This window comes from Mycobacterium sp. 48b (genome assembly GCF_048282725.1).
GTDB lineage: Bacteria > Actinomycetota > Actinomycetes > Mycobacteriales > Mycobacteriaceae > Mycobacterium.
Genome location: NZ_JBLVUL010000001.1, coordinates 6,083,641 through 6,109,458, shown reverse-complemented (window position 1 = coordinate 6,109,458; position 25,818 = coordinate 6,083,641). Strand labels below are relative to the sequence as shown.

Below are 25,818 nucleotides of genomic sequence, written 5' to 3'. Positions count from 1 at the left end.
GTTTGGCAAGGGCTCTGGCGGCTGCTCATGCGTCCTCTGTATCCGCGCCGGGCGTACTACGGCCGAGGGTGGGTCAAGCGAGCGAAACCCGGTCGCCGATCTGCATGGCGCCCTCGGATAGCACCTCAAGGTACGTGCCGGCGCATGGCAAAAGGCCGAGCCCGAAGGCGTCGACGCGATTCTCGGCGGCGGGTGTACGAAGCGCGTGTGGTGCCCGGGGGAGGTTTCCGTGCTCGAGCGTCGGAATGACGCAACGGGGAGTGGGGCCCATGGCGCGTAACCGCGTTCCGCCCACGTTGAGAATCTGACCGGTCCACTCGTTCTCGGCGTACGCGGGATAACCAGGTGGCGTAGCGATCACCAGGTTGGGTCGATATCGCGCGGCCTCGACGCCGATGTGCTCCAGGGTCGCCGTGGTGATCGCGTGCACGGGGGCCAGATCGTGGAACGAGTTCCCCGGGGTTGCCAAGGCCAGCTCCAGAATCGGGGCGTCGACTTCTGCGTCGACACCCATGTCGAGCACTTGATCGGGGTCTGCGCGCTCGATCGAAGCGCCGGCGGGCCTGCTGTCGATCAGGTGAACCGAACGCCCCACGAGCTGTGACAACAGGTCATCGACATCGTCTTCATCGGTTGTCGTCGTGCCGCCGTCCGGCAGATGTATTCGTACGTGCCGGTCTTCGGTGGCGGCGCCGCATGACAAGAGCTTCCGCCACAGTCGGGCCTGCTTTGCGGTCGCCACCCGGCCGCTGGATTCATCGATGAGGGCGAACTGGCGGTCGCCCTCGGCTCCGCCGGCGTTGACGAACAGCGTGTCGACGCTCTCCCCGAGCATCGACTTGACCGGATATCGGTACAGGCACTCCACCCGCATGTCCTCAACTGCCTCGGCGCTCATGGACCGAAGATAACCCTGCGAAGCGGGCGCGAGGGGATGGACGGGCTGGCCGACGACCCGGAATTCCATGCGGTCCTGCGCAATCAGCACATCGAGACCATCCACAGCCGCGAAGCCAGTCTCGACGACGTCTTCGTCGAGGTCACCGGGCGGCAGCTGTCATGACCCGGTTACTCACCGCGATCCGGGTCGAACTGACCATTGCGACCCGGCAGAAGTTCCTGCACGCAGGAGTGTTCTCCGGCCTGATCTGGCTGGCGGTGCTGCTGCCGATGCCGCGCGACCTGCGCCCGGTCGCCGAACCCTACGTGCTGGCCCTTGACGTCGCGATCATCGGGTTCTTCATCGTCGGCGGTTCGGTGTTCTTCGAGAAGCAGGAACCCACGCTCGGCGCCATCATCGCCACGCCACTGCGGTTCTGGGAGTACCCTTGTCGCCAAATGCGTTGTGCTGGTGGCCATCTCGTTGTTCGTGGCGATCACCTTGCCATTGTTCCGCCGGTTCCTCGCGAAGAACAGCTGACGGGTCAGGAGCTCAGCCCATTGCGCCACCGCAGCGGCGGTGCGCCGTACCGGCGCTGGAACGCCCGGCTGAACGCGGAATCGGATGTGTAGCCGACGGCTTGTCCGATCTTGCTGACCGAGGTGGTCGTGGATCGGAGCAGGTCGGCGGCGCGGTCGAGCCGGCGTTCGGTGACGTAGGCGGCCGGTGACTGCCCGAACAGCCGAGTGAACCGTTCGGCGAAGGTTGACCGGGAGTGTCGGGCGAGGTCGGCGAGTTCGGTGACCGACCACGGATGCGCCGGATCGTTGTGCACGGCCGTGAGGACCGGACCCAGTTGCGGGTCCATCGCGGCGGTCAGCCACCCCGGGCTGGCGTCGGCAGACCTGGACCACTCGCGCAGGGCATGGATGAACAACAGGTCGAGGATGCGGGAGATCATCACCCCGGCGCCCGGCCGCGGTTCGATGGTCTCGGCCAACAACAGCTGCAGGCTCAGCGCTAACCATTCGTGACCGGGCGCGCCGGCCAGGATCACGATGGCCGGCGGCAGCACCGACAGCAGCGGGCCGGCAACCGTGCTGTCGACGGCGAAGATTCCGCTGAGCCAGCGTGGTGAAAGCGAATGACCCTGCCCCGCATCGAGATTGCGGTCGTCGTCGGAGAGTGCGCGCGGGCCGGCGGGATCGCCACGGGAGATCCCGTGCGCATCGCCGCGGGCCAGCAGCGCCATATCGCCGCGATTCATCGACACGGTCCGGCCGTCGATGTGCAGGGTGAGTCCCGCGGTCTCGGCGATGTGTAGCACGCGGACCGCCCCCGGAATGGCCACGTGAAAGGACCCGGTGGGTGCCCACCGTGTGACGGTGTCCCCGTGCAGGCGCACGGTACGCAGGATCTCCGACAAGGCATCGGTGGCCGCACTCAGAGGATCGGCAAATTTTTCCGGCGAATCGATCATGGCTGTTGCCCCATCCTCCAAATATGGTGGAGCCATTGCAGGTGGTCAACACCTGGGGTTCTGAGACCGAGGAGGGTCCGAATATGACCGACAAGCCGGCAATCGTTCTGGTGCACGGGTTCTGGGGTGGTGCGGCGCACTGGGCGAAAGTGATCGTGGAACTACGCAAGCGCGGCTACGACAAGTTGTATGCGGTGGAGAACCCGCTCACGTCCCTGCGCGACGACACGGTCCGCACCCAGCAGATGGTCAAACAGGTCGACGGCCCGGTGCTGCTCGTCGGCCACTCGTACGGTGGGGCGGTCATCACCGAAGCGGGGGACCTGCCCAACGTCGTAGGCCTCGTCTACGTCGCGGCATTCGCGCCGGACGCGGGGGAGAGCCCCGGTCAGATCAGTGAGCAGACTCCTCCCGCGGCATTCGAGAACATCGCCCCGGATTCGGACGGCTACCTGTGGATCAAGCAGGACAAGTTCGCCGAGAGCTTTGCCCAGGACCTGCCCGAGGGCGAGACCCTGGTGATGGCGGTGACCCAAAAGGCGCCACTCGGTTCGACTTTCGGCGATACCGTGACCGTCCCGGCGTGGAAGACCAAACCCACCTGGTATCAGGTGTCGACCGAGGACCGCATGATCCACCCGGACAACGAACGCAGGATGGCGCAGCGGATGAATCCCCGCAAGATCGTCGAACTCGACGCCAGTCACGCATCATTGGCTTCGCAACCCACCGCGATTGCCGATCTGATCGACGAGGCGGTGGCCGAGCTCGACGGCTAACCGAGTGGTTCGGCCGGCCCGCCATGCGCGGACCGCACGGCACCGATGCTGGCGACGGTGACCAGGGCGACGCCCAGGTAGCCGAGCAGTCCGATCTGCTGACCGAGCACCACGAGGCCGGCCAGTGCCGCGGTGACCGGTGACAGGCAGGTGAGTACGGCGAAGGTGGCGGGTGGCAGGCGGCGCAGGGAGATCAACTCCAGCGAGTACGGGATGACCGACGACAACACCCCGACCGCCGCGCCCACCCCGACAACGCGCCAGTCGAGTGCGTCCGGGTGCACCGAGGCCACGGCGAACGGGGCGACGACCAGGGCGCCCATGACCGTGGCCAGTGCCAGGCCGTCGACCCGACGGAACTCCGCGGCCGTCCGTGCCGATGCCAGGATGTATCCGGCCCAGGCCACGCCTGCGGCGGCGGCGAAGGCGAATCCGGTGGCTTCGAAGTGCCCGCCGGCCCCACCCGGCAGGCCCAGCAGTGCGACCCCGGCGAAGGCGAGCGCAGCCCACAGCCACGCGACCCGGCGCGTACTGGTCACCACCGAAAGGATCAGTGGGCCAAGGGCTTCGACGGTCACCGCGATGCCGAGCGGAATCCGCTCGATGGCGAGGTAGAAGCAGAAGTTCATCGCGCCCAGCGTCCCGGCCAGTGCGATCGCCGCACCCCAGGCCTGCCGGGTCAGGCCCCGTACCGATGGGCGTACCGCTGCGCACAGGATGACACCGGCGACCGCGAAGCGGGCGAACAAGGCCCCCACCGTGCCGACCGCGGCGAACAGGCCGACGGCGAACGCCGCGCCCACCTCCTGGCTGATCGCGGCGATCACCACGAGCAGCGCAGCCCCCAGCGGGGCGCGGGTGGTCACACCGTCACCGGCAGCTGAGTCCCCGTAGCCAGCTCGGCATAGCCGCGCATCAGTCGCAGCGCCGTGGCGCGGTCGAGGTCCGGATCGCGCGCCACGATGCGGTAGCCGAGATAGTCCTCCATCGCCATGAGCGTCATGGCGATATCGCGTGCGGGTGCGGTCAGAGTGAAAGTCCCGGCAGTGGAACCTGTTTCGAGGATCTGAGCGTAGAGACTCGCCTGTCGGTGATAGATGTGCTGGATGTCGCGGCGCTGATCGAGCACGAAGCCGGCGGCCAGTACGGCCCGCCAGATCGCGCGCCACTCGACGTCCTCCGGCCCGGACGGCAACCCGGCGGCGATCATGAACGCGATCTGGTCCCGGGCGTCGCCGGTGCGCTCCACCACCGCGAGCCGGTCGTCGTAGAACTTGCTGTCCGAGCGCTGCGCCAGCGCCGAGAGCAGTTGGTCCATGTCCCGGAAGTAGTAGCGCACGGCGTTGGGGGTCAGCTCGAGCTCAGCGGCGACATCGGCGATCCGGAAGGTGGTCAGATCGTTGCGCTCGATCAACGCGATCGTGGCGTCGAGGATCTCTTCGCGTCGTTGAGCCTGTCGGTTCGGCCGTCCCACTGGTCCCATCCTTCACGAATCCGCCGCTTGAGTTGACGCCGGTGGTTACCCGCCGTCATTATTTTCCAATCCTGAAAACAATTCCGCCACAACTTTCCGGAGGATGCATGTTGGACTGCTCCTCACGTCCGCGTGCCCGAGATATCGGCGTCGTCATCGGCGAGCACCCCACGGGCCCGAACAACGCCATCACCGACGTGGCCGGCGTACGCGTCGGGCACACCACGATCCGGCGCCCCGGACCCAACCCGGTCAACACCGGCGTCACCGTCGTGATCCCACACCCGAGAATTTTCACCGAACCGGTGTTCGCCGGTGCACACCGGCTCAACGGCAGCGGCGAACTCACGGGACTGGAGTGGATCCGGGAGTCCGGCGAACTCACCTCGCCCATCGGCCTGACCAACACCCACAGCGTCGGCGTCGTCCGCGACACCCTGGTTCAGGCCCAGGTCCAGGCCCGCGGTGAAGGGCTCTACTGGTCCCTGCCGGTCGTGGGAGAGACCTACGACGGACTGCTCAACGACAACAACGGCCACCACGTCCGCCCCGAACACGTGGGCGCCGCACTGGCCGACGCCACGGGCGGCCCGGTCGCCGAGGGCAACGTCGGCGGCGGGACCGGCATGATCTGCCACGGCTTCAAGGGCGGGATCGGAACCGCCTCGCGCGTCACCGAGACCATGGCCGGGCCGTACACCGTCGGCGTGCTGGTGCAGGCGAATCATGGTCGGCGCGAACGCCTCCGGGTCAACGGGGTGCCCGTCGGGGAGATGGTCAGTCCCGAGCTGGTGCCGACCCCGGACCTTCCGATGCCGTATCCGGCGGGATCCGGCTCGATCATCGTCGTGATCGCCACCGACGCGCCGTTGCTGCCGCACCAGTGCACCAGGCTCGCGCAACGTTCCGCCCTGGCCGTCGGCCGGGTCGGCGGAACGGGCGAGCAGTACAGCGGTGACCTGATGCTGGCCTTCTCCACCGGCAACCGGGGAATCCCGCCGTACGGATGGGACGAGAACCCTGACGCCAACCGCCCCGAGATCGCGGTGCGCATGGTGGCGCCCCAGTTGATGACACGGTTGTTCGACCTGGCCATCGAGGCCACCGAGGAAGCCATCGTCAACGCGCTGGTGGCCGCCGAGACCATGACCGGCCGGGGCGGATTGACCGCCCATGCCCTCGACCACAAGCTGCTGCACTCGGCGCTGGTGCTGGAAGGTCACTGACCCAGGTCGGCGGGTCCGCACGGCCGGGGGAGGAACAGTGACCAGCACATGTTCGGAGGCTGCCACGGATACGGCGGTGGCGGGTTGTCGCCTTCCCACACGGTGGACGAGACATTGCCCTGCCCGGCATTCACATAGTGGTAGCTGTGGCAGACGTTCCAGTCCCAGTTCGGCCGGGCGTCGGCCGGGGTGTTGAACCCGCCGCCGTAACCGCCCGGTTCGTCGCCGGGGCACCACTGGTACGGGCCGCCGGCATGGGCGGCGCCCGCCCCGAGGGACAGCCCGGCCAGGGCCAGGCCGCCGGACACGAGCATCGTCGTCGCGAATTGCGAGGCTCGGTTCATCGTGGTCTCGTTTCGTCGGGCGTGTGTCGCGCTGATACGCCCATCGTCGCCCCACCGGACGAGCCTGTATGCAGTAGCCGACTACCTCATTCAGCCCTGGACCCGGGCCCGCAGCTCGTCGACGAACGCGCGGGTGTCGTCCCACGTCGGCAACAGGCCCGCAGCGCGCACCTGCTCCAGCGTCGGGGCGGCCGCGTCACGGTCGGACAGCACCGGCTCGGCCTCGATCGGCCAGTCGATCCCCAGGTCGGTCGCCAAGATGGTGTGCTCCCGGTCCGGGCTGTACGGGGCCGAACACAGATACATCACCGTCGAGGAATCCTCCATCGACAGGAAGGCGTGACCGAGACCCTCGGACAGGTAGACCGAACGCCGGTTGTGTTCGTCGAGCAGCACCGAATCCCACTGGCCGAACGTCGGGGAGCCCACCCGGATGTCGACCACCACGTCGAGCACGGTGCCGCGCACACACGTCACGTACTTGGCCTGGCTGGGCGGCAATTCGGCGAAGTGCACACCGCGCAGCACCCCGGCCGCCGACACCGAACAGTTGGCCTGCCGCAGGTCGAAGCGGTGCCCGGTCATCTCGGCGAACCCGCCCTCGGTGAACCACTCGAAGAACAGCCCGCGCGCGTCGCCGTGCAGCTTGGGGGTGATCTCCCAGGCCCCGGGGACGGTCAGTTCACGCGCGGTCATTGGCCGCGCACCGAGTAGTTGGTCTCCACGTTGTCCTTCAAAGGACCCCACCAGGATTCGTTGTTGCGATACCAGTCGATGGTGGCCGCGAGGCCTTCGTCGAAATCGGTGTGTTTGGGCGCCCAGCCCAGCTCGTCGTGCAGTGTCGACGGGTCGATCGCGTAGCGCAGGTCGTGGCCCTCCCGGTCGGTGACGTGGTCGAAGTCATCCGGGTCGCGGTCCATCAACCTGAGCAGGGTACGCATGACCGTGAGATTGCTGCGCTCGCATTCGGCGCCGATGAGATAGGTGCTGCCGATCTGGCCGCCGGTGAGGATCTGCCACACCGCACGGTTGTGGTCCTCGACGTGAATCCAGTCGCGCACGTTGGCGCCGGTGCCGTAGAGCTTGGGCCGCCGGCCGGTGAGGATGTTGGTGATCTGGCGCGGGATGAACTTCTCCACATGCTGATAGGGCCCGTAGTTGTTGGAGCAGTTCGAGATCGTCGCGCGCACGCGATACGACCGCACCCAGGCCCGCACCAGCAGATCCGCGGCGGCCTTGGTCGATGAATACGGGCTCGACGGGTTGTACGGCGTGCCCTCGGTGAACCGGGCCGGATCGTCGAGCTCGAGATCGCCGTACACCTCGTCGGTGGAGATGTGGTGCAGCCGGGCCCCGTGCGCGCGGACCGCCTCCAGCACCGTGAAGGTGCCGATCACATTGCTGTGCAGGAACGGTTGTGGGTTGGCCAGGGCATTGTCGACGTGGGTTTCGGCCGCGAAGTGCACGACGGCGTCCGCCTCGCCGACCAGCTGGTTGACCAGGCCGGCGTCGGCGACGTCACCCTGCACCAGCCGGATCCGGTCGGCCACCGGCGCCAGGGATTCCTGGCTGCCCGCGTACGTCATCGCGTCGAGCACGGTGACCGATGTGGTCAGCGCCTCCCCGACGGCAAGACGCACGAAGTTCGCGCCGATGAACCCGGCGCCGCCGGTGACCAGTAGCCGCATGCGCCAACCCTAACCGGCCGCAGCCTCAGCCTTTCAGACCCAGCGGTCCGGCCAGTTCGGTCAGTGTCGGGATCAGCTTGTCCTTGCCGCCGAGGACCTGGATGGCGACGTGATCGGCGCCGTTGGCGACGTGTTGCTTGAGACGCGCGGCAATGTTCTCGGCAGTGCCGTGTGCGACGACCGCGTCGATCAGCTTGTCGCTGCCGGGCTTGGCGATGTCGTCTTCGGTGAAACCGAGCCGGCGCCAGTTGTTCAGGTAGTTGCTCAGGTTCAGGTAGAAGTCGACCGTGTCGCGTCCGATCGCGCGGGCTGCCGCGCCGTCCGTGCTCAGCACCACCTTGTGCTCAGGTGCCAGGAACACGGCTTCGCCCAGCACATCACGGGCGTGCGCGGTGTGCTCGGGTGTGGTCAGGTACGGGTGCGCGCCGGCACTGCGCTGTGCCGAGAGCTTGAGCACCTTGTCGCCGAGCGCGGCGATCACCAGCCGGCTGGTCGGCACCTTGGCCGCGTCCAGCACGTCGAGGTACTCCACCAAAGCCTCATAGGGCTTGCGGTATTCGCCGGTGTGCTCGGGATGCCCCACCCCGATGCCGAGCAGGAACCGGCCCGGGTATGCCGCTTCGATGCGGTGATACGACTCGGCGACGGTGTTGGCGTCGGCGGTCCAGATGTTGACGATGCCGGTGGCCAGCTGAAGGTTCTGTGTGCTTTCCAGGATCGGTTCGGCGAACGAGAGGTCGGCGGCAGGCGAACCGCCCACCCACAGTCCGCCGTAGCCCAGCTTCTCGATCTCGACGGCCTGCTCGGGTTGCACCGCCCCGAAGGTCCACACCCCGTACTGGCCCAGATCCGGCTTGAGCGAGAGTGATTCGGTCATCTGTGAGTCCTTTTCTATCGCGGCCTGTCGACGCTTCTAGGCCAGGCCGAGCGGCCCGGCGAGTTCGGCGAGTGCGGGTACCAGTTTGTCCGGTGAGGTCAACACTTGTACAGGCACGTGGTCGGCGCCGGCGTCGCGATGCTGTCGCAGCCGCGCGGCCACCTCGTCCACCGTGCCATGCGCGACGACGGCGTCGATGAACCGGTCACTGCCCGGTTTGGCGAGATCCTCGTCGGTGAAGCCGAGCCGCTTGAAGTTGTTGAGGTAATTGCTCAGTCCGAGATAGATGTCGAGTGCCTTGCGGCCGACGGCACGCGCCTTGTCCTGATCGGTGGTGAGCACGGCCTTGTGCTCCGGAGCCAAGAACGCATCCGGACCGATCAGCTCGCGGGCCTGCGCGGTGTGTTCCGGTGTGGTCAGGTAGGGGTGCGCACCCGCCGAACGGTCCGCCGACAGTCGCAGCACCTTGGGGCCGAGCGCGGCGACGACCCGACGGTGTTTCGGAACGCCGTACTCGTCGAGCTTGTCGAGGTAATCGGTGAGCGCGTCGAGGGGCTTGCGATATTCGCCGATGGCCTCGCGGTGGCCGACTCCGATGCCCAGCAGGAACCGGCCCGGATAGGCCGCCTCGATGCGGTGGAACGAGTCGGCGACCGGGCCCGCGGCCGCGCTCCAGATGTTCACGATGCCGGTGGCCAGCTGCAAGGTGTCGGTGGCGGCCAGGATCGGATCGATCCACTCGAGCTCGGCAGGCGGCGACCCGCCGGCCCAGATCGCGCCGTAGCCCAGCGCTTCGATGTCCCGCAGCTGCTGCGGCGACAGTTGCTGGAACTGCAAGTAGTGGCCGAACGCGCCGAACGGGCCGAGATCGGGCTTGGTGCCCGCCGTGGTCTGGGTCATGAACGTCTCAACCCGGGTGCGTGCGGGCGCTATTCCGGGTGAATCACGCTGATTCTGGATCTGTCGCTACTCCGCCGCTTGCGTCTCCGCGGACTGGCCCTCGGGGGCGGGGGCCTGCAGCGGCAACAGCACGATGAAACGGGTGTCGCCGGGCTCGGACTGCACCCGCAGATCCCCGTGGTGCTTTTCCACCACGATGCGCCAGGCCAGGTCCAGACCCAGGCCGGTGCCCTCGCCGAACGGCTTCGTGGTGAAGAACGGCGTGAAGATCCGGTTGATGTCCTCGGCGGGGATCCCGGGGCCGTCGTCGCAGATCTCCACCCGGATCATCTCGTCGGTCTCGCGGCTGGTGCGCAGCGTCAGCGTGCCGTGGCCGTTCATCGCCTGGATGGCGTTGTCGATGATGTTGGTCCATACCTGATTGAGATCGCCTGGATAGCAATGCAATTCGGGCAGCGACTTGTCCAGGTCCTTACACAGGCTGACCGGCTTGTCCTTGCCGATCTTGTCGCCGAACATCATCAGCGTGCTGCGCAGCAGTTCGTGGACGTCGGCACTCTGATAGTCACCGCGGTCCATCTGCGAATACTGCTTGGCGCCGGCCAACAGCGCAGAGATGCGCTTGCTCGCCTCGGCGATCTCGTTCATCCGCAGTTCGGTGTCGATCGTGTACTTCAGCCAGCCCAGCGCGGCCTGCAGCGTCGCCGACGCCTCGCCGTCCTTGAGCGCGTCGTCCACGGACGCCGAGATGCGTTCCAGCCAGTCGATGTCGAGACCGGCCTCGACGAATGTCGGAGCGTAGTCCCAGGCGCCCACGATGTCGTGGTCCTCGAGCCAGTCGCCCATCTCGTCCTCGCGGTCGGACGTCTCCAGCGCGGTGAGCTCCAGTCCCTTGTGCTTGGCGACCTGCTCGGCGACCTCGTCCTGGATGGTCACCAGCATCCGCAGCGCCTGCGGGGTGAACTTGCCGTCGGCCAGCATCGCGAGCTTGTGGCGCATCTTGCCGACACCCTCGCGCAGGTCGGCCACGGCTCGGGCGGTGGCCGCCGCCGGGTTGTTGAGCTGATGGGTCAGGCCCGCGGTGATGTTGCCGAGGGCCAGCAGCTTCTCGCGCTGACCGATGATCTGGCTCTGCCGCCGACCGCCGACCTTGTGGCCCTCCAGCAGGTGCACGGCCATCGGGAACTGGGACTGCATGAAGCTCGCGAAGGCATTGGCATCGAGCACGAACACCCGCGACTGCTTCGTCAGGCGTACCGACGCCTCGTAGACGTGTTCCTCGCCGGGGATGTAGGCCGACCAGGCGCCGAAGTACACGCCGCGCATCGAGGTGCGGTTGGTCTGGATGTCGACGCCTCCCGAGCGCTTCGACATCACAAGCTCGCCTTCGAGCATCACGTAGAAGCACGTGGCCGGATCGCCCTCGGTGACGATCGGGCCTGCCGGGAACGTCTCGATGCTGCCGGCCTGGCACAACGTGTCGAGTTGCGCGTCGGAAAGGTGCTCGAACAGGAACAGCGTCCGCAGTTCGTCCCGCACGCAGGTCTCGCCCATATCCGTCCTCTACTCCTCAGGCCTCGCGGCCGTCACGCTTCTGCCAGGTAGCGGTGCACGAGCATCACAGCCATCGATCCTTCGCCGACGGCGGCAGCCACCCGCTTCGCGGACTCGGCACGCACGTCTCCTGCAACAAACACACCGGGCACACTTGTTTCCAGGTGATGCGGCGGGCGTTCCAGGCCCCAGCCGCACACGTCGCGCAGATCGGGGCCGGCCAGGATGAATCCGTGGTCGTCGCGGGCGACCACGCCGTCGAGCCACTCGGTGCGCGGGGTGGCACCGATGAAGCAGCACAGGCGTGTCGCACGCACGTCCTCGTGCTCGCCGGACTGCCGGTTCACCAGCTCCAGTCCCACCAGGTGATCGTCCTCGCCGATGGCACCGACCACCTCGGTGCAGGTGCGAACGAAGATGTTGGGGGTCTGCTCGATCTGCTGGATCAGGTAATAGGACATCGACGCTTGCAGCGACGGTCCGCGCACCAGCAGCGTCACCGACTTGGCCTCGCGTGACATGAACATAGCGGCCTGCCCGGCCGAGTTGGCGCCGCCGACGATGTACACGTCCTCGCCGCGACATTCGGAGGCGTCCGACACCGAGGCGCCGTAATACACGCCACGGCCGACGAAGTTGTTCGGGTTGTCGGGATCGGCGAAGCATCCCGGCACCGGGAGCTGGCGGTACTCGACCCCGGTGGCCAGGATGACCGCCCGGGCGCCGATGGTCTCGCCGTCGGCGAAGGTGATGGTGCGGGCCGCACCCGCGATGTCGAGGGCGACGGCTTCACGGGTCGTGATCACCTCGGCGCCGAACCGCTCGGCCTGCCTGCGGGCCGAGGTGGCCAGCTCGGCCCCCGACACCCCGGTCGGGAAGCCCAGGTAGTTCTCGATCCGCGAGCTGCGGCCGGCCTGCCCGCCGGTGGTGGTGCCCTCGATCAGCACGGTCTTGAGACCCTCGGAAGCGCCGTACACCGCGGCCGCCAGACCTGCCGGGCCACCGCCGATCACCGCGAGGTCGTACATGGTCAGCGACGGGGTGGTCGAGAGCCCCAACATGTCGGCGAGCTCGCCGTCACTGGGTTCGACCAGCGTCTCGCCGCCCTCGGTGATCACCACCGGCAGCTGCAGACCGTCGAGCCCCGCGGCCTCCAGCAGTTGGCGGCCGACGGGCTCGTCGGTGGTGAACGCGCGGAACGTGTGCTGGTTGCGGGCCAGGAACTGGCGCACCTCCCAGGACCGCGAACTCCACTGGTGCCCGATCACCTTGGTGTGCGGGATGGCCCGGTCGCCGACGGCGTGCCAGGCCTCCAGCAGGCCGTCGATCACCGGGTAGAGCTTCTCCTCAGGCGGGTCCCACGGCTTGAGCAGGTAGTGGTCGAGGTCGACGACATTGATGGCGTCGATGGCCGCGGTGGTGTCGGCGTACGCCGTCAGGAGCACGCGCCGGGCCATCGGGTAGAGGTCCATCGCCGATTCGAGGAACTCGATGCCGCTCATCTGCGGCATCCGGTAGTCGGCGACGAACACCGCGACGGTGTCGCCGCGCAGTTTCAGTTCGTTGAGGGTTTCCAGGGCGTCCGGGCCGGATTCGGCACGCACGATCCGGTAGCGCTCGCCGTAGTGGCGGCGCAGGTCGCGGGCGACCGCGCGCGAGACCGCGGGATCGTCGTCCACGGTCAGGATCACGGGTTTACGGGGCTGGGAGGCGGGGCCAGTCATCGCTACCAATTATGCGCCGCCAGTCCAGCGGATATCGGGTCAGGTCGCCACCTTCGTCACCAGATCAACCGGCCGGATTTCCCGTCGTCGTCGTCCCGTGCGCGGGTGGTCGTCCGGATCCGGGCCGGGCTCCTAGACTCCGGCTCGTGACTGTTCTTGAGTTCTCTGATTCGGTTGTTGTTGCGCGCGATCCGGATTCGACGTACGAGCTGGTCTCCGACGTCTCCCGGATGGGGGAATGGAGTCCGGTCTGCAAGTCGTGTTGGTGGGACGACCCGGCTGCGGGCGCGATCGCCGGAGCCTGGTTCACCGGGCGCAACGTCACGCCGGAGCGCACCTGGGACACCCGCAGCCAGGTGGTCGTCGCCGATCCCGGTCGTCAGTTCACCTGGGAGGTCAACAACGGCTGGGTCCGGTGGGGCTTCCATCTCGAACCTGCCGAGGGCGGCACCAGGCTCACCCAGGCATGGACTTTTCTGCCGGAGGGCATCGCCGGCTTCCGTGACCGCTTCGGTGAGCGGGCCGACGAGGAGATCGCAGCGCGCAGCGAGGCCGCACTGAGCGGAATCCCGGAAACCCTGGCGGCCATCAAACGCACCGCCGAGGCCGGTTGATCGTCAGTTGTCGGCGGGTTGCCCGTCCCGGTTGAGCATGGACGCCACGTCGATGCCCGAGGCCTTCAGCGACTCCAGGATGTTGGCCACCGCCAGCGGGCTGATGCCGAGCAGGCCGCCGACCGCGTCCTGGGTGTCACGGGACCCACCGATGATCGACAACCGCTCGATCTCGGCCAGTGGCGAGGCGGCCGCCTCGGTCGCCTTGACCACGGAGGCCAGCACGTCGGGCAGCATCAGCAGCCTCGCCGCGTCGGCGGTGTAGCCGTTGAGCGCCGCGGCGATCTCCTTCTTACCGTTGGCCTCGGCCAGCAGTTTGGCCTCGATACCGGCGGCCTCGGCCTGCTGCTCGACGCGCAGCGCGTCGGCCAGTTCCTTCTTACCGGCCGCCTCGGCGACCAACTTGGCCTGCAGGCTGTCGGCCTCGGCCTGCTTCTCGACCCGCAGGGCGTCGGCGGCGGCCTTGCGGGCGTCGGCCTCGGCCTGACCCTTGCGCCGTTCGGTCTCGGCAGCGGCCTCCGCGGCCAGGATCGACGACTGACGCTGACCTTCGGCGATCGCGACGTCGGCCTGTCGTTTCGCCTCGGCGGGCGCGATCACGTCGGCCTGCAGGGCGGCCTGCGCCTGCTCGGCGCGACGCTGCTCCACCTCGATGCGGGCCTGCACACGGGCCGCCTCGGCCTGCTCGATCGCGATGCCGACGTCCTTCTGGGCGCGGGCGTTGGCCAGTGGTCCGGCCTGGTCGGCCTGGGCGTTCTCGGCCTCGGTCTGCGCGCGCAACCGAGCCAGTTCGACATCGCGCTTCTGGTTGGCGGTGGCGATCGCGGTGTCGGCCTCGGCCTGGGCGATGGAACCTTCCTGGCGGGCCTTCGCCGACTGGATCTGGGCGTCGCGCTCGGCCTCGGCGGTGCCGACCGTGGCGTCCCGCTTGACCTCGGCGATGCGGCGCTGACCGAGTGACTTGAGGTAGTCGTTGGCGTCGGAGATGCCGGCGATCTTGAGGACGTCGACCTCCATGCCGATCCGGGCCAGGTCGCCACCGGCCTCCTCGACCACGCTGCGGGCCAGGCTGTCGCGGTTGGAGTTGAGGTCCTCGACGGTCATGGTCGCGGTGATGCCGCGCAGGCTGCCGGCCAGGATCTCGTTGATCTGCCGCTGCAGCTCGTTGAGGTCGGAGGTCAGGAAGCGTTGCACCGCAGTCTGCACGGCCTCGTCGGCCGAGCCGATGCGGACCAGTCCGACCGCCTCGACGTTGACCGGCACACCGTTGTTGGACAGTGCGTTCTGCAGGTTGATGCTGACGTTGAACGGTTCCAGGCTCATGATGTCGACCCGTTCGATGCCCGGCATCCGGAACCGGGCGCCGCCGCGGACCACCTTGGGCGTGCCGCGTCCGGTGAACACGGCCACCTCGTTGGGCGGCACCTTGATGTAGTTCTTCACATAGACCAACGGCAGCACCACCAGGATCAGGATCGCGGCGATGGCGACGAGGACGACGATGAGCAGCAGGGACACTGTGGTGCCTTTCTCGGTGGGTCAGTGCTCGGGTACAGCTCAGGTTTCTCGAACAGCTCAGGTCTCCGGAACCGCGACGACGTGGACGAAGTCCGGGTCGATGTCGGCGATGTAGACGCGGCTGGCCTTGGGTAGCGCGGCGGTCTCGTCGCTCTTGGCGCGGGAGAACACGCGGTTGCCGTCGGGGTCGACGAAGGAGACCTCGCCCCAGCCGCCCGGCGGGACCTCGAGGGTCACCGTGCCGAGCAGACCGACATAGGAGGAGCGGCCGCGGTGCGAGTTGGACTGCTGACGACGCATGTAGGGCAGCAACAGTCCGTTGAGGGCGAAGACGAGTACGACGGCACAGGCGGCCGCGAGCGCTGCGCTCCAGACGCTGCCCAGCCCCAGCCAGGTGCCGATCAGGCCCCCGGTGCCGGCGCCGAGCAGGGCGACCGACAGACCGGTCAGGCTCAGGAAGGGCATACCGTCCCCGTGCCCGACATCGGCGAGCAGCAGGGCGGCCAGGACAGCGATGCCGCCGACGACGAACGCGGCCAGGTACACAGCCATCACGTGCTCGTGGTCTCCGTTCGCCGGGTCAGCGGATCAGTCCGTACCATTCTCGCTTGATCCGGGGCTTCGCCGCGCACCAAATTTCGGTGGAGGTATCCGGCGCCCGGAGCTGTTCAGCCGTGATTTTGGCGCAGGCCGTCGAGCGGGTATTGTGGACCAACGGTGCGGCTATCGTGCCGACTTTTTGCGTGCCCCGTCTTGGAACTGCTGAATTTCTGCAATTTCGTCTCGATCCGGCTCACGTCGCTAAGTCGGTCGCCGGCAGCACCACGACGGGCTGCATTGAGACTGATGAAGCTACGAAACGAAAGCAAGGATCGCCGAACAGCATGGCCAAGAAAGACGGTGCCATCGAGGTCGAGGGTCGCGTGGTCGAACCTCTGCCCAATGCGATGTTCCGCATTGAGCTGGAGAACGGACACAAGGTCTTGGCCCACATCAGCGGCAAGATGCGGCAGCACTACATCCGCATCCTGCCCGAGGACCGCGTAGTGGTGGAGCTATCTCCCTACGACCTGTCCCGGGGCCGCATCGTGTACCGGTACAAGTGACCCGATAGAAGCCCGACCAGTAACGACGAGACCGGTGACGTGCGCATGTGCACGACACCAATAGAGCCAGAAGGATCGAAACAGCCGTGAAGGTGAACCCGAGCGTCAAGCCCATCTGCGATAAGTGCAGGGTGATCCGCCGGCATGGGCGGGTCATGGTGATCTGCAGCGATCCGCGCCACAAGCAGCGCCAGGGCTGATCGTCCCGTAAGGGACGGCACACGACAACTGAATGATGAACTCCCAGCACCACTGAGTTGCCCGGCGCGCCAAGCGCCACAAAAGACGTAACAGGGCCGCTCACCTGCGATGCGAGCCACGCGCGAGCATTCACGTCCGGAACGGAGGCCGGACCCCGGAGAGTCCTTAGGGGCTGATGGGAACGGGCTGGGACCAGACCTCTGCAGAGAAGAAGGAATACCGCCACATGGCACGCCTCGTGGGCGTCGATCTTCCGCGCGACAAGCGCATGGAGATCGCGCTGACCTACATCTACGGCATCGGCCGTACCCGTTCGAACGAGATCCTCGCCGCGACGGGCATCGACAAGAACATGCGCACCAAGGACCTGACCGACGATCAGGTGACCGTTCTGCGCGATTACATCGAAGGCAACCTCAAGGTTGAGGGTGACCTGCGCCGCGAGGTGCAGGCCGACATTCGCCGCAAGATCGAGATCGGCTGCTACCAGGGCCTGCGGCACCGCCGTGGTCTGCCGGTGCGCGGCCAGCGGACCAAGACCAACGCGCGTACCCGCAAGGGCCCCAAGCGCACCATCGCCGGCAAGAAGAAGGCTAGGTAACCCCGATGGCACCACCGAAGAAGGCCGCGGGCGCCAAGCGCGGTAAGACCACCCGTCGCAGGGAAAAGAAGAACGTCCCGCACGGCGCCGCACACATCAAGAGCACGTTCAACAACACGATCGTCTCGATCACCGATCCCCAGGGCAACGTCATCGCCTGGGCGTCGTCGGGTCACGTCGGCTTCAAGGGTTCGCGTAAGTCGACCCCGTTCGCTGCACAGCTGGCCGCCGAGAACGCTGCCCGCAAGGCGCAGGAGCACGGCGTGAAGAAGGTCGACGTGTTCGTGAAGGGTCCGGGTTCGGGCCGCGAGACCGCCATCCGCTCGCTGCAGGCCGCAGGCCTCGAGGTGGGCGCGATTTCCGACGTCACTCCGCAGCCGCACAACGGCTGCCGTCCGCCCAAGCGGCGCCGGGTCTAGGGAGGATCTAGAAAATGGCACGTTATACCGGACCCGCCACCCGCAAGTCGCGTCGTCTCGGCGTCGACCTGGTCGGCGGAGATCAGTCCTTCGAGAAGCGCCCCTACCCGCCCGGCCAGCACGGCCGCGCGCGGATCAAGGAGAGCGAATACCGCACCCAGCTGCAGGAGAAGCAGAAGGCTCGCTTCACCTACGGCGTGCTGGAGAAGCAGTTCCGCAAGTACTACGAAGAGGCCAACCGCAAGGCCGGCAAGACGGGTGAGAACCTGCTCCAGATCCTGGAGAGCCGGCTGGACAACGTGGTGTACCGCGCCGGCCTGGCGCGTACCCGCCGGATGGCCCGTCAGCTGGTCAGCCACGGCCACTTCACCGTCAACGGTGTCAAGGTGAACATCCCGAGCTTCCGGGTGTCGCAGTACGACATCATCGACATCAAGGAGAAGTCGCTCAACACCCTGCCGTTCGAGGTTTCTCGGCAGACCGCGGGTGAGCGTCCGATCCCGTCGTGGCTGCAGGTCGTCGGGGAGCGTCAGCGCATCCTGGTGCACCAGCTGCCCGAGCGCGCACAGATCCAGGTGCCGCTCACCGAACAGCTCATCGTCGAGTTCTACTCGAAGTAATGACTTACCGGCCACCCGGCCGGTAGGTACCCAGACGGCATCAAATAGCGGGTGCCGAGAAGGAGAAACACAATGCTGATCTCTCAGCGACCCACCCTGTCCGAGGAAACCCTCGCCGACAACCGCTCCAAGTTCGTCATCGAGCCCTTGGAGCCCGGTTTCGGTTACACGCTGGGTAACTCGCTGCGGCGCACGCTGCTGTCGTCCATCCCGGGCGCAGCGGTCACGAGCATCCGCATCGACGGTGTGCTGCACGAGTTCACCACCGTCCCCGGGGTGAAGGAAGACGTCACCGACATCATCCTGAACCTCAAGGGCCTGGTCGTGTCCTCCGAGGAGGACGAGCCGGTCACCATGTACCTGCGCAAGCAGGGCCCGGGTGCGGTCACCGCCGGTGACATCGTCCCGCCGGCCGGTGTGACGGTGCACAACCCGGACATGCACATCGCCACCCTGAACGACAAGGGCAAGCTGGAGGTCGAGCTCGTCGTCGAGCGCGGCCGCGGCTACGTCCCCGCCGTGCAGAACAAGGCGTCGGGCGCCGAGATCGGCCGTATCCCGGTCGATTCCATCTACTCGCCGGTCCTCAAGGTCACCTACAAGGTGGAGGCCACCCGCGTCGAGCAGCGCACCGACTTCGACAAGCTGATTCTCGATGTCGAGACCAAGAACTCGATCAGCCCGCGGGACGCCCTGGCGTCGGCCGGCAAGACCCTGGTCGAACTGTTCGGCCTGGCACGGGAACTCAACGTCGAGGCCGAGGGCATCGAGATCGGCCCGTCGCCGGCCGAGGCAGACCACATCGCCAGCTTCGCGCTGCCGATCGACGATCTGGACCTGACCGTCCGTTCGTACAACTGCCTCAAGCGCGAGGGTGTGCACACGGTGGGCGAGCTCGTGGCCCGCACGGAGTCCGACCTGCTGGACATCCGTAACTTCGGCCAGAAGTCCATCGACGAGGTGAAGATCAAGCTGCACCAGCTGGGTCTCTCGCTCAAGGACAGCCCGGCCACCTTCGATCCGTCCGAGGTTGCCGGCTACGACGCCGCCACCGGCACCTGGACCAGCGATGCCAGCTACGACCTGGACGCTGACCAGGACTACGCCGAGACCGAGCAGCTTTAAAGAATCCGTCCCGGTCCTACCTGATACGGGGACCGGCCCCATTTAGGAGATAGTCGCAATGCCCAAGCCCACAAAGGGTGCCCGCCTCGGCGGGTCGTCCTCACACCAGAAGGCGATCCTGGCCAACCTGGCCACGTCGCTGTTCGAGCACGGTCGCATCAAGACGACCGAGCCGAAGGCCCGGGCGTTGCGTCCGTACGCCGAGAAGCTGATCACCCACGCCAAGAAGGGTGAGCTGCACAACCGGCGCGAGGTGCTGAAGAAGATCCGTGACAAGGACGTCGTGCACGTCCTGTTCGCCGAGATCGGTCCCTTCTTCGCCGATCGCGAGGGTGGCTACACCCGCATCATCAAGGTCGAGAACCGTAAGGGCGACAACGCCCCCATGGCTGTCATCGAGCTGGTGCGGGAGAAGACCGTGACCTCCGAGGCGGACCGCGCTCGTCGCGCCGCCGCCGCGCAGGCCAAGGCTGCCGAGGCCGAAGCTCCCGCCGAGGACGCGGTCGAAGAGGCCACCGAGGCTCCTGAGGTCGAGGCAACCGAAGAGGCCGCTGCTGACGAGGCTCCGGCCGATGAGGCGGCTTCTGAGGGTGAAGCCAAGTCCTAACCAGGCATTGAACGACATGCCCGCCATCGATTCCGGTGGCGGGCATGTTCGTTTGCGCCTGGACATCGCCTACGACGGGACCGATTTCGCCGGCTGGGCGACGCAGGCCGGTCAGCGCACGGTCGCCGGGGTGATCGACGAGGCGCTCTCGACCGTGTTCCGGACAGCGGTGGTGACACGCACCGCGGGCCGTACCGACACCGGGGTGCATGCCACCGGCCAGGTCGCCCATGTCGACGTCCCCGCCGACGCGCTTCCACACGCGTACCCGCGGACCACCCGCCCCGCCGATGCCGAATTCACCCCGCTGGTCCGGCGATTGGCGCGGCTGCTGCCGACTGACGTCCGGATCCGCGACATCGTCCGGGCGCCTGCGGGTTTCGACGCGAGGTTCTCGGCGCTGCGCCGGCATTACACCTACCGACTGAGTCTCGCACCCTACGGGGTCGAGCCGGCCGAAGCACGGTACGTCACGCCGTGGTCGAAGCCCCTGGATCTCGACGCGATGGCCGCTGCTTCACGGGAACTTGTGGGGCTCAACGATTTCGCGGCGTTCTGCCGCCGCCGTCCCGGGGCGACCACCATCCGGGACCTGCAGCGGCTGGAGTGGGTCCGCGACGGCTTCTACGTGACGGCGTACGTCACCGCGGATGCCTTCTGCTGGAACATGGTCCGCTCCCTGGTCGGTGCGCTGCTGGCGGTGGGGGAGGGCAGGCGCCCGCCTGAGTGGACCGCGGGGCTGTTGGGTGAGACGAGCAGGTCCAGTGATTTCGCCGCTGCACCTGCCCGCGGACTCACGCTCGTACAGGTCGATTATCCGGCCGAAAACGAGCTCGAGGCACGCAACTTGATCACCCGTGACGTGCGGACCGTTGACTGAGTGTCTGGCCTGCACTTCGGTGCTGGGAGTGTGGGCTCACACCTCTCGATTCAGACCCCGCGACCGCGTAAGAGTGCACACTCGCTGCAGCGTCATTGACCGTAGGCGAACTGGACACGCCTCGGTCTCTGATGCTCCCGTGCCCGAGGTGTACTCATCTTCCAGGCCCTGCGACGAATGTGTATGGTGCTGCGATTGTTTGGCCGATCTGCCGCAACAGGATGCACACTCGCTGCAGTGTCCCAACCCAGTGGGTGTTCTACCCGCGCCGTGCGGCCGCCGACAACTTTCGCCGGACCCGCTCGACGAGGTCGTTCTGGCCTGAGAGCATCGACTCGGTCACCCAGACCACGGCCCAGTCGTACGATTCGAGTTCAGCCGTGTGCGAGTGCACCCACGCTCGGTACCCAGCTGTGTCCTTCTCCTCATCGCACTCGACGGCCAACTTCCATCGAGGCCAGCCCATCGCGGCCCGGTTCCACACCAACCCCCACTGGTCATAGAACGGGATCTGAGTTTGCAGGCCCGGTATGCCCGTGTGGCGTAGCCGTAGCCGAGTTCGCGATTCAAGCGGCGACTCGGCACCGCCATCGGCCCGCGCAAGCGACATCCGCACGCGGTCGATACCTCGAATTCCTGGATTCGCGTCGGCCAACGACCACACCGTCTCCGGCTCGATTCCGGAATTGTTCATCAACGCGTCCAACACCGGGACGGCATCTGCGCACGGCAGCAACCACCCCAGATCGAACATCGTCCGCGCCACGGTGGTGACCCGCATCCCGTCCACGTCACAAATATCTTCTGGGGCAAGGACATACGAGCGCACCTGGAGCCCGTCCGGCGCGCGTCGATTGTTCCGTACGACCTCGGCCGGCGCGTTGACGTCAAGCCACTTGACGCCGTGCACCGCAGCTGCCGAGATACCGCTCAGAACAGCGTCGGGACCGGCGAACAGCCAGGCGGCCCGGGCCCGCAACACCGGGGTGAGGGCGACGTCATCGGCGAGATACACATTGCGGTAGACGGCGCGATATCTCGTCCGCAGATCGTGGGCGGTGAGTAGTCCGGCTGTTATTGCGTCGCTGCCCAGGAAGGGGCCGGGCTGATTGCCGGAAGAAGGGTCCGGGAATTGTTCGTCCACGAGGTCAGCATCGGCGGGTCTACCGACAATCGAGCAGCCCCGGACGAACGTTGTCCACAGCCCTCAGAGGCGGGCGGAGACGAACCTGGCCGCTTGGGCCACCATGCCCGACCGGATGTAGCCGGGCGCCAGGTGATCCTGCCATCCTGCCCGCCAGTTGTACGGACTGCTCGGATTGCAGATCGGATCATCGGAGTGGCACAAGTCGATGGTGCGGTTCTGGTAGGCCGGATTCAACAGTGTGATCGGTGCAGCCCAGTTGGCGCCGTTGCCGAACAGCGCCACCGCCGCGACGTGCCGGTCGGTGCCCTTGGGCAGCGGGCTGTTGAAGGTGAACGCCGAGATCGGCATCGCCAGAATCAGGTCGGTCGCGACAGCGCCGAGCGAGTATCCGCCGAGGACGAGTCGGGTGTTCGGACAGTTGCGGGTCATCCACTGCACATGGCGGCTCATGTCGTTGGCGGCGACGTCGGCCTGGGTGTCGGCGGGGTATCGCACCGAATAGAGGGCGACGTTCGGGCCGCGCAGTGTGCGCAGCGCGTTGACGAAGGCGGCCCCGACTTGTCCGGGACCCGGGGGCTCCATCCGGCCGCGGGCGAACACCACCTCCGCCGGCGGGCACGTGGCGGCCTTTGCGACGCCAATCATGCTGGGCGCCACCGTCATCGGTACCACAACGGCAGTCAGAGCGGTGATCAGTGCGGCCGACATCCGACGGCCAATCACGCGTTAGATGGTATTTTCGGTGCCGTCGAGAATTGGTGGCGGTCCGGCAACGATCCGGCGACGAAGTTGATCCCGGCAATCGCCAGGGGCCGACTCAGATGCGTCCCGACACGAAGTCCGCGGCCTGGTTGACCATTCCGCCGTCGATGTAGGCACCGGCCAGGTGATCGGGCCAGTTGTTCTTCCAGGTGTCCGGATCGGCGGGGTTGCAGATCGGATCGGCGCCGTGGCACAGCTCGATGGTCCGGTCGGCGTAGACCGGGCTGAACCGGGTGATGGGACCGACCCACGCGGCGCCGTTGCCGAACAGGGCGACGGCCGCGATATGCCCGTCGGCGCCCGCGGGCAGCGGTGTCTTGAAGCCGAAGCCGGTGAACGGAACGGCCAGCACCACGTCGGCGACGGCGGCACCCAGCGAGTACCCGCCGATCACCAACCGGGTGTCCGGGCAGTTGTTCATCATGTACTGGATGTGGCCGCTCATGTCATTGGCGCCGATGTCGACTTCGGTGTCGGCCGGATACTTGACGGCATACACGCCGATGTTCTTGTCGGCCTTGGAACGCAGGGCGCTCACGAACGCGTTCCCGAGAGTGCCGACGCCGGCGGGTTCGGTACGGCCGCGGGCGAATACCACCTCGACCGGAGGACACGGGGCGGCGTTGGCGACGGCCGGCGAACCGGGCAGGACAGCCGAGATGACCGGCAGGACAGCTACGGTCGCCGCGATGATGACAGCCACCCCGATCCAGCGCCGAAATAGTGGCGCTAGATGGCTTCCTGGGTGACCCTGGTTAGGAAGTTCGACCACCTCAGCGATCGTAGCGGACACCGGCTACAACAGTCCGGCGACGAAGTTCGCGGCATCGTTGGCCGGGCCTTCGTAAGCCCGGTGTGCCTGCACGCTGTCGCCGTCGCCGCAGATCGGATCGCCCGGGTTGCACAGGTCGATCGCGCGGCCTCCGTAGACCGGGCTGGAGGTCAGCGGCAAACCGAGCTTGGCCGACGGGTTACCGAAGACGGCCACCGCGGCGACGTGCTCGGGGACGTTCGGCGGCAGCGGCGCATTGAAGCCGACGGCCGGGAACGGGACGGCGGCGATCACGTCGATCACCGCGGCGCCCTGCGAATACCCGCCCAGCACCAGGCGGGTGTTGGGGCAGTTGTCCACCATCCACTGGATGTGCCCGGAGGCGTCGTTGGCACCGCCGGCGGCGGCCAGGAAGTCGAAGCTGGCCGGGTAGCTCACGGCGTAGGCGCCGACCGAACGGCCGCCGACCTTGTTGCGCAGCGAACTGACGAACGCATTGCCGATCCGGCCGAGGCCCGGCGTGTCATTGGTGCCGCGGGCGAAGACCACCTCGATGTCGGGGCAGTCCGCGGCCTTGGCCATGGGAAGGCCTACGCCGAGCCCCGCGGTGGAGGTGGGCACCACAACCGGTGCGACGACGGCGGCAGCAGCGGTGAGCGCTGCCGCCACGAACACGGTGCAGCGACGAACAAGATCAATAGCCACACCAAATCCTAACGTCTGTTGTTGACTAGACGATTCCCGCGACGAAGCTGGCGGCCTGATCAGCCATGCCCACGTAGTCGCTGTGCGCGAACGGGTTCCGGCCCCGCGAACAGATCGGGTCCCCGTCCTTGCAGATGTCGATCGCCTTGCCGCCGAAGACCGACGAGGTGAGCGGGATGCCGAATTTGGCCGACGGGTTTCCGAAGACGACCGCTGCGGCGACCTGGGGGACCAGGTCACCCGCCAGCGGCGGTGCCGATCCGACTTCTCCGACCCGGTTGCCGAGCGGTGGGATGCCGGCCAGCATGTCCACGACCGCGGCGCCCTGTGAGTAGCCGCCAAGCACGACGCGGGTCGACGGGCAGGAGGACGCGAGCGTGGCGATGCGGTTTGCGGCGTCGTTGGCGCCGTCGGCTGCGGTCAGGAAGTCGTAACTGGCCGGGTAGTTGACCCCGTAGGTCGATACCGTCCGGCCGCCGACCCGGGAGCGCAGCGCGTCGGCAAAGGCCTGTCCCGGCCTGCCGAGGTCAGGCGCGTCGTTGGTGCCCCGGGCGAAGATGACCTCGATGTCGGAGCACGGTTCGGCTGTGGCGGGCGCGGCGAGCGCCAGCGGGAAAGCTGCGCTGACCAGGGTTGAGACGATCGCGGCCGCCCGGGCCGACTTCCGGAGGAGACTCACGGGGGACATAGTCACACAAAATGCTTAGCCGCGGCTAATCGATTGTGCGTTCGGACGTCTCCTGCAGCGCCATATCGGGCCAGGTCGCGAGCGCGACCTGAGTCGCCGTCTCGGGGTCCGCCTGCTCGCTGCGGTCGCCCTGGCGGGCCACGGCCAACCCCACCAGGACCACCGCGCCACCGATCGCCTGGCTCACCGACATGGCCTCACCGAGCATGATCCAGGCGATCAGGACCGCGAACAGTACCTCCGAGAGCCCGACCAGGGAGGCGAACCGCGGCTTGAGCCTGGCGATGCCGACGATGCCGAGTGTGTAGGCCAGGGCGGTGGGGATCAGGCCCAGCGCGATCACCGGCACCAGCCAGGCAGTGGTGTGCCCGGCGATGGTGACGGGATTGGTGGTGAAGGTCAGCGGCATGACGCCGGTGACGCCGAGCAGCGTCACGGCCGCGGTGCCGATGATCAGCCCACCGGCAGCCAGGCTGATCGGGCTGAGCCCGTCGCCGTCGGTGCTGGCCTTGTTGGACATCATGAAGTAGCAGGCGGCACATACCGCGGCGGCCAGGCCCCAGGTCACACCGGCGAGGTTGATCTGGGCGCCGCTGAACACATCGAGCACCAGGACGATGCCTGCGATGGCGACGGCCACGCCGCCGAAGGTCATGGCGCTGGGGCGGTGCCGGGTGGTGGCCCAGAGCCAGCCGACGACCAGGATCGGCGCGGTGTACTCCAACAGCAGGGCCACGCCGACCGAAAGGTGCGCGACGGCGTTGTAGTAGCAGAGTTGTGCGCCGGCGATGGGGATGAGGCCGTAGCCGACGACGGTCCTGGCGTGTCCGAGCACCTCGCGGATCCAGCCGGGCCGGACGATGCCGGCGAAAGCGGCCATCATGAGCGCGCCGCCGGCGAGGCGGGCGGTGACGGCGGCGGTGGGGCTCCAGCCCGCTTCCATCAGGGCTTTGGCGAATGGGCCCGATGAGCCGAACGCGAGCGCGGAGCTGACGGCGAACAATAGGCCGAGCCGGAAGTGGTTATCGGCGGTCGTGCGGTCGAGCTGGGCTTCGGCAGTCATCGGTACACCTCCCCTGGAGCTTGTCATGAGTAAAATCGACTATGGTAATGACAGTAGGGTTGAA

At 67.1% G+C, this 25,818-nt stretch carries 30 protein-coding genes and 2 pseudogenes; 13 read left to right on the top strand and 19 right to left on the bottom strand.

The window, feature by feature from the left end; all coding sequences use genetic code 11:
• Positions 1-73: 73 nt before the first annotated feature.
• Positions 74-898, bottom strand: coding sequence for an MOSC domain-containing protein (locus tag ACNQR1_RS29850; RefSeq protein WP_418049176.1), 825 nt, complete (start codon positions 896-898; stop codon positions 74-76).
• A gap of 30 nt (positions 899-928) precedes the next feature.
• Between ACNQR1_RS29850 and ACNQR1_RS29845 the strand changes: the two are divergent.
• Both ACNQR1_RS29845 and ACNQR1_RS29840 read left to right on the top strand, forming a co-directional pair.
• Positions 929-1,063, top strand: a pseudogene (locus tag ACNQR1_RS29845) (ABC transporter ATP-binding protein); the annotation flags it as partial.
• Positions 1,060-1,384: pseudogene (locus tag ACNQR1_RS29840) on the top strand (fluoroquinolone transporter permease); the annotation flags it as partial. The pseudogenes ACNQR1_RS29845 and ACNQR1_RS29840, both read left to right, overlap by 4 nt.
• A gap of 40 nt (positions 1,385-1,424) precedes the next feature.
• On the opposite strand, the gene ACNQR1_RS29835 reads toward ACNQR1_RS29840, so the two are convergent.
• Positions 1,425-2,360, bottom strand: coding sequence for a cupin domain-containing protein (locus ACNQR1_RS29835; RefSeq protein ID WP_418049175.1), 936 nt, complete (start codon positions 2,358-2,360; stop codon positions 1,425-1,427).
• Positions 2,361-2,443: 83 nt separating this feature from the next.
• Here ACNQR1_RS29835 and ACNQR1_RS29830 point away from each other — a divergent pair, with 83 nt between their 5' ends.
• A complete protein-coding gene (locus ACNQR1_RS29830) occupies positions 2,444-3,139 on the top strand; it encodes an alpha/beta hydrolase (protein ID WP_418050558.1) in 696 nt (231 codons plus the stop codon).
• Here ACNQR1_RS29830 and ACNQR1_RS29825 read toward each other — a convergent pair.
• Positions 3,136-4,005, bottom strand: coding sequence for an EamA family transporter (locus tag ACNQR1_RS29825; RefSeq protein WP_418049174.1), 870 nt, complete (start codon positions 4,003-4,005; stop codon positions 3,136-3,138). The genes ACNQR1_RS29830 and ACNQR1_RS29825 overlap by 4 nt on opposite strands.
• Positions 4,002-4,622: a TetR/AcrR family transcriptional regulator gene (locus ACNQR1_RS29820; RefSeq protein WP_418049173.1), complete on the bottom strand. Its 621-nt coding sequence runs from the start codon at positions 4,620-4,622 to the stop codon at positions 4,002-4,004. Before ACNQR1_RS29820 ends, ACNQR1_RS29825 begins: the two co-directional genes overlap by 4 nt.
• 98 nt (positions 4,623-4,720) lie before the next feature.
• On the opposite strand from ACNQR1_RS29820, the gene ACNQR1_RS29815 reads away from it, so the two are divergent.
• Positions 4,721-5,839 (top strand): P1 family peptidase, encoded by a 1,119-nt coding sequence (locus ACNQR1_RS29815; RefSeq protein WP_418049172.1) that lies wholly within the window; start codon positions 4,721-4,723, stop codon positions 5,837-5,839.
• Here ACNQR1_RS29815 and ACNQR1_RS29810 read toward each other — a convergent pair.
• From ACNQR1_RS29810 to ACNQR1_RS29780, 7 genes are all read right to left on the bottom strand, one after another.
• Positions 5,833-6,183, bottom strand: a complete 351-nt coding sequence (locus ACNQR1_RS29810) for a hypothetical protein (protein WP_418049171.1) — start codon at positions 6,181-6,183, stop codon at positions 5,833-5,835. The genes ACNQR1_RS29815 and ACNQR1_RS29810 overlap by 7 nt on opposite strands.
• Positions 6,184-6,273: 90 nt before the next feature.
• Positions 6,274-6,879, bottom strand: a complete 606-nt coding sequence (gene rfbC / locus ACNQR1_RS29805) for a dTDP-4-dehydrorhamnose 3,5-epimerase (RefSeq protein WP_418049170.1) — start codon at positions 6,877-6,879, stop codon at positions 6,274-6,276.
• A complete protein-coding gene (gene rfbB, locus ACNQR1_RS29800; protein WP_418049169.1) occupies positions 6,876-7,871 on the bottom strand; it encodes a dTDP-glucose 4,6-dehydratase in 996 nt (331 codons plus the stop codon). The genes rfbC and rfbB overlap by 4 nt, the downstream gene beginning before the upstream one ends.
• A gap of 25 nt (positions 7,872-7,896) precedes the next feature.
• Positions 7,897-8,748: an LLM class F420-dependent oxidoreductase gene (locus ACNQR1_RS29795; protein ID WP_418049168.1), complete on the bottom strand. Its 852-nt coding sequence runs from the start codon at positions 8,746-8,748 to the stop codon at positions 7,897-7,899.
• Between the two features lie 36 nt (positions 8,749-8,784).
• On the bottom strand, positions 8,785-9,648 hold the full coding sequence (locus ACNQR1_RS29790) for an LLM class F420-dependent oxidoreductase (RefSeq protein ID WP_418049167.1): 864 nt from the start codon (positions 9,646-9,648) through the stop codon (positions 8,785-8,787).
• A gap of 66 nt (positions 9,649-9,714) precedes the next feature.
• Entirely contained in the window at positions 9,715-11,202 is a 1,488-nt protein-coding gene (locus ACNQR1_RS29785) for an ATP-binding protein (RefSeq protein ID WP_418049166.1), read from the bottom strand.
• A 32-nt stretch (positions 11,203-11,234) separates the two neighbouring features.
• Positions 11,235-12,926: an FAD-dependent oxidoreductase gene (locus ACNQR1_RS29780; protein ID WP_418049165.1), complete on the bottom strand. Its 1,692-nt coding sequence runs from the start codon at positions 12,924-12,926 to the stop codon at positions 11,235-11,237.
• A 146-nt stretch (positions 12,927-13,072) separates the two neighbouring features.
• On the opposite strand from ACNQR1_RS29780, the gene ACNQR1_RS29775 reads away from it, so the two are divergent.
• On the top strand, positions 13,073-13,540 hold the full coding sequence (locus tag ACNQR1_RS29775; protein ID WP_418049164.1) for an SRPBCC family protein: 468 nt from the start codon (positions 13,073-13,075) through the stop codon (positions 13,538-13,540).
• Between the two features lie 3 nt (positions 13,541-13,543).
• Here the strand turns inward: ACNQR1_RS29775 and ACNQR1_RS29770 are convergent, their stop codons facing one another.
• The gene (locus tag ACNQR1_RS29770) at positions 13,544-15,058 is read right to left on the bottom strand and encodes a flotillin family protein (protein WP_418049163.1); all 1,515 of its coding nucleotides are present in this window, start codon (positions 15,056-15,058) and stop codon (positions 13,544-13,546) included.
• A 57-nt stretch (positions 15,059-15,115) separates the two neighbouring features.
• Complete coding sequence (locus tag ACNQR1_RS29765) at positions 15,116-15,610, bottom strand: hypothetical protein (protein WP_418049162.1); 495 nt, start codon at positions 15,608-15,610, stop codon at positions 15,116-15,118.
• Between the two features lie 332 nt (positions 15,611-15,942).
• Here ACNQR1_RS29765 and infA point away from each other — a divergent pair, with 332 nt between their 5' ends.
• The 8 genes from infA to truA all read left to right on the top strand — a co-directional run bounded on the left by infA (position 15,943) and on the right by truA (position 20,617).
• Entirely contained in the window at positions 15,943-16,164 is a 222-nt protein-coding gene (gene infA / locus ACNQR1_RS29760; protein WP_003418601.1) for a translation initiation factor IF-1, read from the top strand.
• An 86-nt stretch (positions 16,165-16,250) separates the two neighbouring features.
• Entirely contained in the window at positions 16,251-16,364 is a 114-nt protein-coding gene (rpmJ, locus tag ACNQR1_RS29755) for a 50S ribosomal protein L36 (RefSeq protein WP_003879483.1), read from the top strand.
• A gap of 227 nt (positions 16,365-16,591) precedes the next feature.
• A complete protein-coding gene (gene rpsM / locus ACNQR1_RS29750; protein WP_004571523.1) occupies positions 16,592-16,966 on the top strand; it encodes a 30S ribosomal protein S13 in 375 nt (124 codons plus the stop codon).
• A 5-nt stretch (positions 16,967-16,971) separates the two neighbouring features.
• Positions 16,972-17,385, top strand: a complete 414-nt coding sequence (gene rpsK / locus ACNQR1_RS29745) for a 30S ribosomal protein S11 (RefSeq protein WP_004571524.1) — start codon at positions 16,972-16,974, stop codon at positions 17,383-17,385.
• Between the two features lie 14 nt (positions 17,386-17,399).
• Positions 17,400-18,005, top strand: a complete 606-nt coding sequence (gene rpsD, locus ACNQR1_RS29740) for a 30S ribosomal protein S4 (protein WP_418049161.1) — start codon at positions 17,400-17,402, stop codon at positions 18,003-18,005.
• Positions 18,006-18,077: 72 nt separating this feature from the next.
• The gene (locus ACNQR1_RS29735; RefSeq protein ID WP_418049160.1) at positions 18,078-19,130 is read left to right on the top strand and encodes a DNA-directed RNA polymerase subunit alpha; all 1,053 of its coding nucleotides are present in this window, start codon (positions 18,078-18,080) and stop codon (positions 19,128-19,130) included.
• A 58-nt stretch (positions 19,131-19,188) separates the two neighbouring features.
• Positions 19,189-19,737, top strand: coding sequence for a 50S ribosomal protein L17 (rplQ, locus tag ACNQR1_RS29730; protein WP_418049159.1), 549 nt, complete (start codon positions 19,189-19,191; stop codon positions 19,735-19,737).
• A 16-nt stretch (positions 19,738-19,753) separates the two neighbouring features.
• A complete protein-coding gene (gene truA, locus ACNQR1_RS29725) occupies positions 19,754-20,617 on the top strand; it encodes a tRNA pseudouridine(38-40) synthase TruA (protein WP_418049158.1) in 864 nt (287 codons plus the stop codon).
• A gap of 259 nt (positions 20,618-20,876) precedes the next feature.
• Here the strand turns inward: truA and ACNQR1_RS29720 are convergent, their stop codons facing one another.
• The 6 genes from ACNQR1_RS29720 to ACNQR1_RS29695 all read right to left on the bottom strand — a co-directional run bounded on the left by ACNQR1_RS29720 (position 20,877) and on the right by ACNQR1_RS29695 (position 25,754).
• A complete protein-coding gene (locus tag ACNQR1_RS29720; RefSeq protein ID WP_418049157.1) occupies positions 20,877-21,761 on the bottom strand; it encodes a hypothetical protein in 885 nt (294 codons plus the stop codon).
• A gap of 63 nt (positions 21,762-21,824) precedes the next feature.
• Entirely contained in the window at positions 21,825-22,472 is a 648-nt protein-coding gene (locus ACNQR1_RS29715) for a cutinase family protein (RefSeq protein WP_418050557.1), read from the bottom strand.
• 109 nt (positions 22,473-22,581) lie between these two features.
• A complete protein-coding gene (locus ACNQR1_RS29710) occupies positions 22,582-23,235 on the bottom strand; it encodes a cutinase family protein (RefSeq protein WP_418050556.1) in 654 nt (217 codons plus the stop codon).
• 87 nt (positions 23,236-23,322) lie between these two features.
• Positions 23,323-24,003: a cutinase family protein gene (locus tag ACNQR1_RS29705; protein WP_418049156.1), complete on the bottom strand. Its 681-nt coding sequence runs from the start codon at positions 24,001-24,003 to the stop codon at positions 23,323-23,325.
• A 25-nt stretch (positions 24,004-24,028) separates the two neighbouring features.
• Complete coding sequence (locus ACNQR1_RS29700) at positions 24,029-24,691, bottom strand: cutinase family protein (RefSeq protein WP_418050555.1); 663 nt, start codon at positions 24,689-24,691, stop codon at positions 24,029-24,031.
• Between the two features lie 25 nt (positions 24,692-24,716).
• Positions 24,717-25,754 carry an EamA family transporter gene (locus ACNQR1_RS29695; protein WP_418049155.1) on the bottom strand — a complete coding sequence of 346 codons (1,038 nt, stop codon included), beginning with the start codon at positions 25,752-25,754 and terminating at the stop codon, positions 24,717-24,719.
• Positions 25,755-25,818 lie beyond the last annotated feature (64 nt).

What these genes read in the sequence shown, in the direction of transcription:
- ACNQR1_RS29850 (WP_418049176.1), bottom strand. Translation starts at nt 898, where the DNA reads ATGAGCGCCGAGGCAGTTGAGGACATGCGGGTGGAGTGCCTGTACCGA.
- ACNQR1_RS29835 (WP_418049175.1), bottom strand. Translation starts at nt 2,360, where the DNA reads ATGATCGATTCGCCGGAAAAATTTGCCGATCCTCTGAGTGCGGCCACC.
- ACNQR1_RS29830 (WP_418050558.1), top strand. Translation starts at nt 2,444, where the DNA reads ATGACCGACAAGCCGGCAATCGTTCTGGTGCACGGGTTCTGGGGTGGT.
- ACNQR1_RS29820 (WP_418049173.1), bottom strand. Translation starts at nt 4,622, where the DNA reads ATGGGACCAGTGGGACGGCCGAACCGACAGGCTCAACGACGCGAAGAG.
- ACNQR1_RS29815 (WP_418049172.1), top strand. Translation starts at nt 4,721, where the DNA reads ATGTTGGACTGCTCCTCACGTCCGCGTGCCCGAGATATCGGCGTCGTC.
- ACNQR1_RS29810 (WP_418049171.1), bottom strand. Translation starts at nt 6,183, where the DNA reads ATGAACCGAGCCTCGCAATTCGCGACGACGATGCTCGTGTCCGGCGGC.
- rfbC (WP_418049170.1), bottom strand. Translation starts at nt 6,879, where the DNA reads ATGACCGCGCGTGAACTGACCGTCCCCGGGGCCTGGGAGATCACCCCC.
- rfbB (WP_418049169.1), bottom strand. Translation starts at nt 7,871, where the DNA reads ATGCGGCTACTGGTCACCGGCGGCGCCGGGTTCATCGGCGCGAACTTC.
- ACNQR1_RS29795 (WP_418049168.1), bottom strand. Translation starts at nt 8,748, where the DNA reads ATGACCGAATCACTCTCGCTCAAGCCGGATCTGGGCCAGTACGGGGTG.
- ACNQR1_RS29790 (WP_418049167.1), bottom strand. Translation starts at nt 9,648, where the DNA reads ATGACCCAGACCACGGCGGGCACCAAGCCCGATCTCGGCCCGTTCGGC.
- ACNQR1_RS29785 (WP_418049166.1), bottom strand. Translation starts at nt 11,202, where the DNA reads ATGGGCGAGACCTGCGTGCGGGACGAACTGCGGACGCTGTTCCTGTTC.
- ACNQR1_RS29780 (WP_418049165.1), bottom strand. Translation starts at nt 12,926, where the DNA reads ATGACTGGCCCCGCCTCCCAGCCCCGTAAACCCGTGATCCTGACCGTG.
- ACNQR1_RS29765 (WP_418049162.1), bottom strand. Translation starts at nt 15,610, where the DNA reads ATGGCTGTGTACCTGGCCGCGTTCGTCGTCGGCGGCATCGCTGTCCTG.
- infA (WP_003418601.1), top strand. Translation starts at nt 15,943, where the DNA reads ATGGCCAAGAAAGACGGTGCCATCGAGGTCGAGGGTCGCGTGGTCGAA.
- rpsM (WP_004571523.1), top strand. Translation starts at nt 16,592, where the DNA reads ATGGCACGCCTCGTGGGCGTCGATCTTCCGCGCGACAAGCGCATGGAG.
- rpsK (WP_004571524.1), top strand. Translation starts at nt 16,972, where the DNA reads ATGGCACCACCGAAGAAGGCCGCGGGCGCCAAGCGCGGTAAGACCACC.
- rpsD (WP_418049161.1), top strand. Translation starts at nt 17,400, where the DNA reads ATGGCACGTTATACCGGACCCGCCACCCGCAAGTCGCGTCGTCTCGGC.
- ACNQR1_RS29735 (WP_418049160.1), top strand. Translation starts at nt 18,078, where the DNA reads ATGCTGATCTCTCAGCGACCCACCCTGTCCGAGGAAACCCTCGCCGAC.
- rplQ (WP_418049159.1), top strand. Translation starts at nt 19,189, where the DNA reads ATGCCCAAGCCCACAAAGGGTGCCCGCCTCGGCGGGTCGTCCTCACAC.
- truA (WP_418049158.1), top strand. Translation starts at nt 19,754, where the DNA reads ATGCCCGCCATCGATTCCGGTGGCGGGCATGTTCGTTTGCGCCTGGAC.
- ACNQR1_RS29715 (WP_418050557.1), bottom strand. Translation starts at nt 22,472, where the DNA reads ATGTCGGCCGCACTGATCACCGCTCTGACTGCCGTTGTGGTACCGATG.
- ACNQR1_RS29700 (WP_418050555.1), bottom strand. Translation starts at nt 24,691, where the DNA reads ATGTCCCCCGTGAGTCTCCTCCGGAAGTCGGCCCGGGCGGCCGCGATC.
- ACNQR1_RS29695 (WP_418049155.1), bottom strand. Translation starts at nt 25,754, where the DNA reads ATGACTGCCGAAGCCCAGCTCGACCGCACGACCGCCGATAACCACTTC.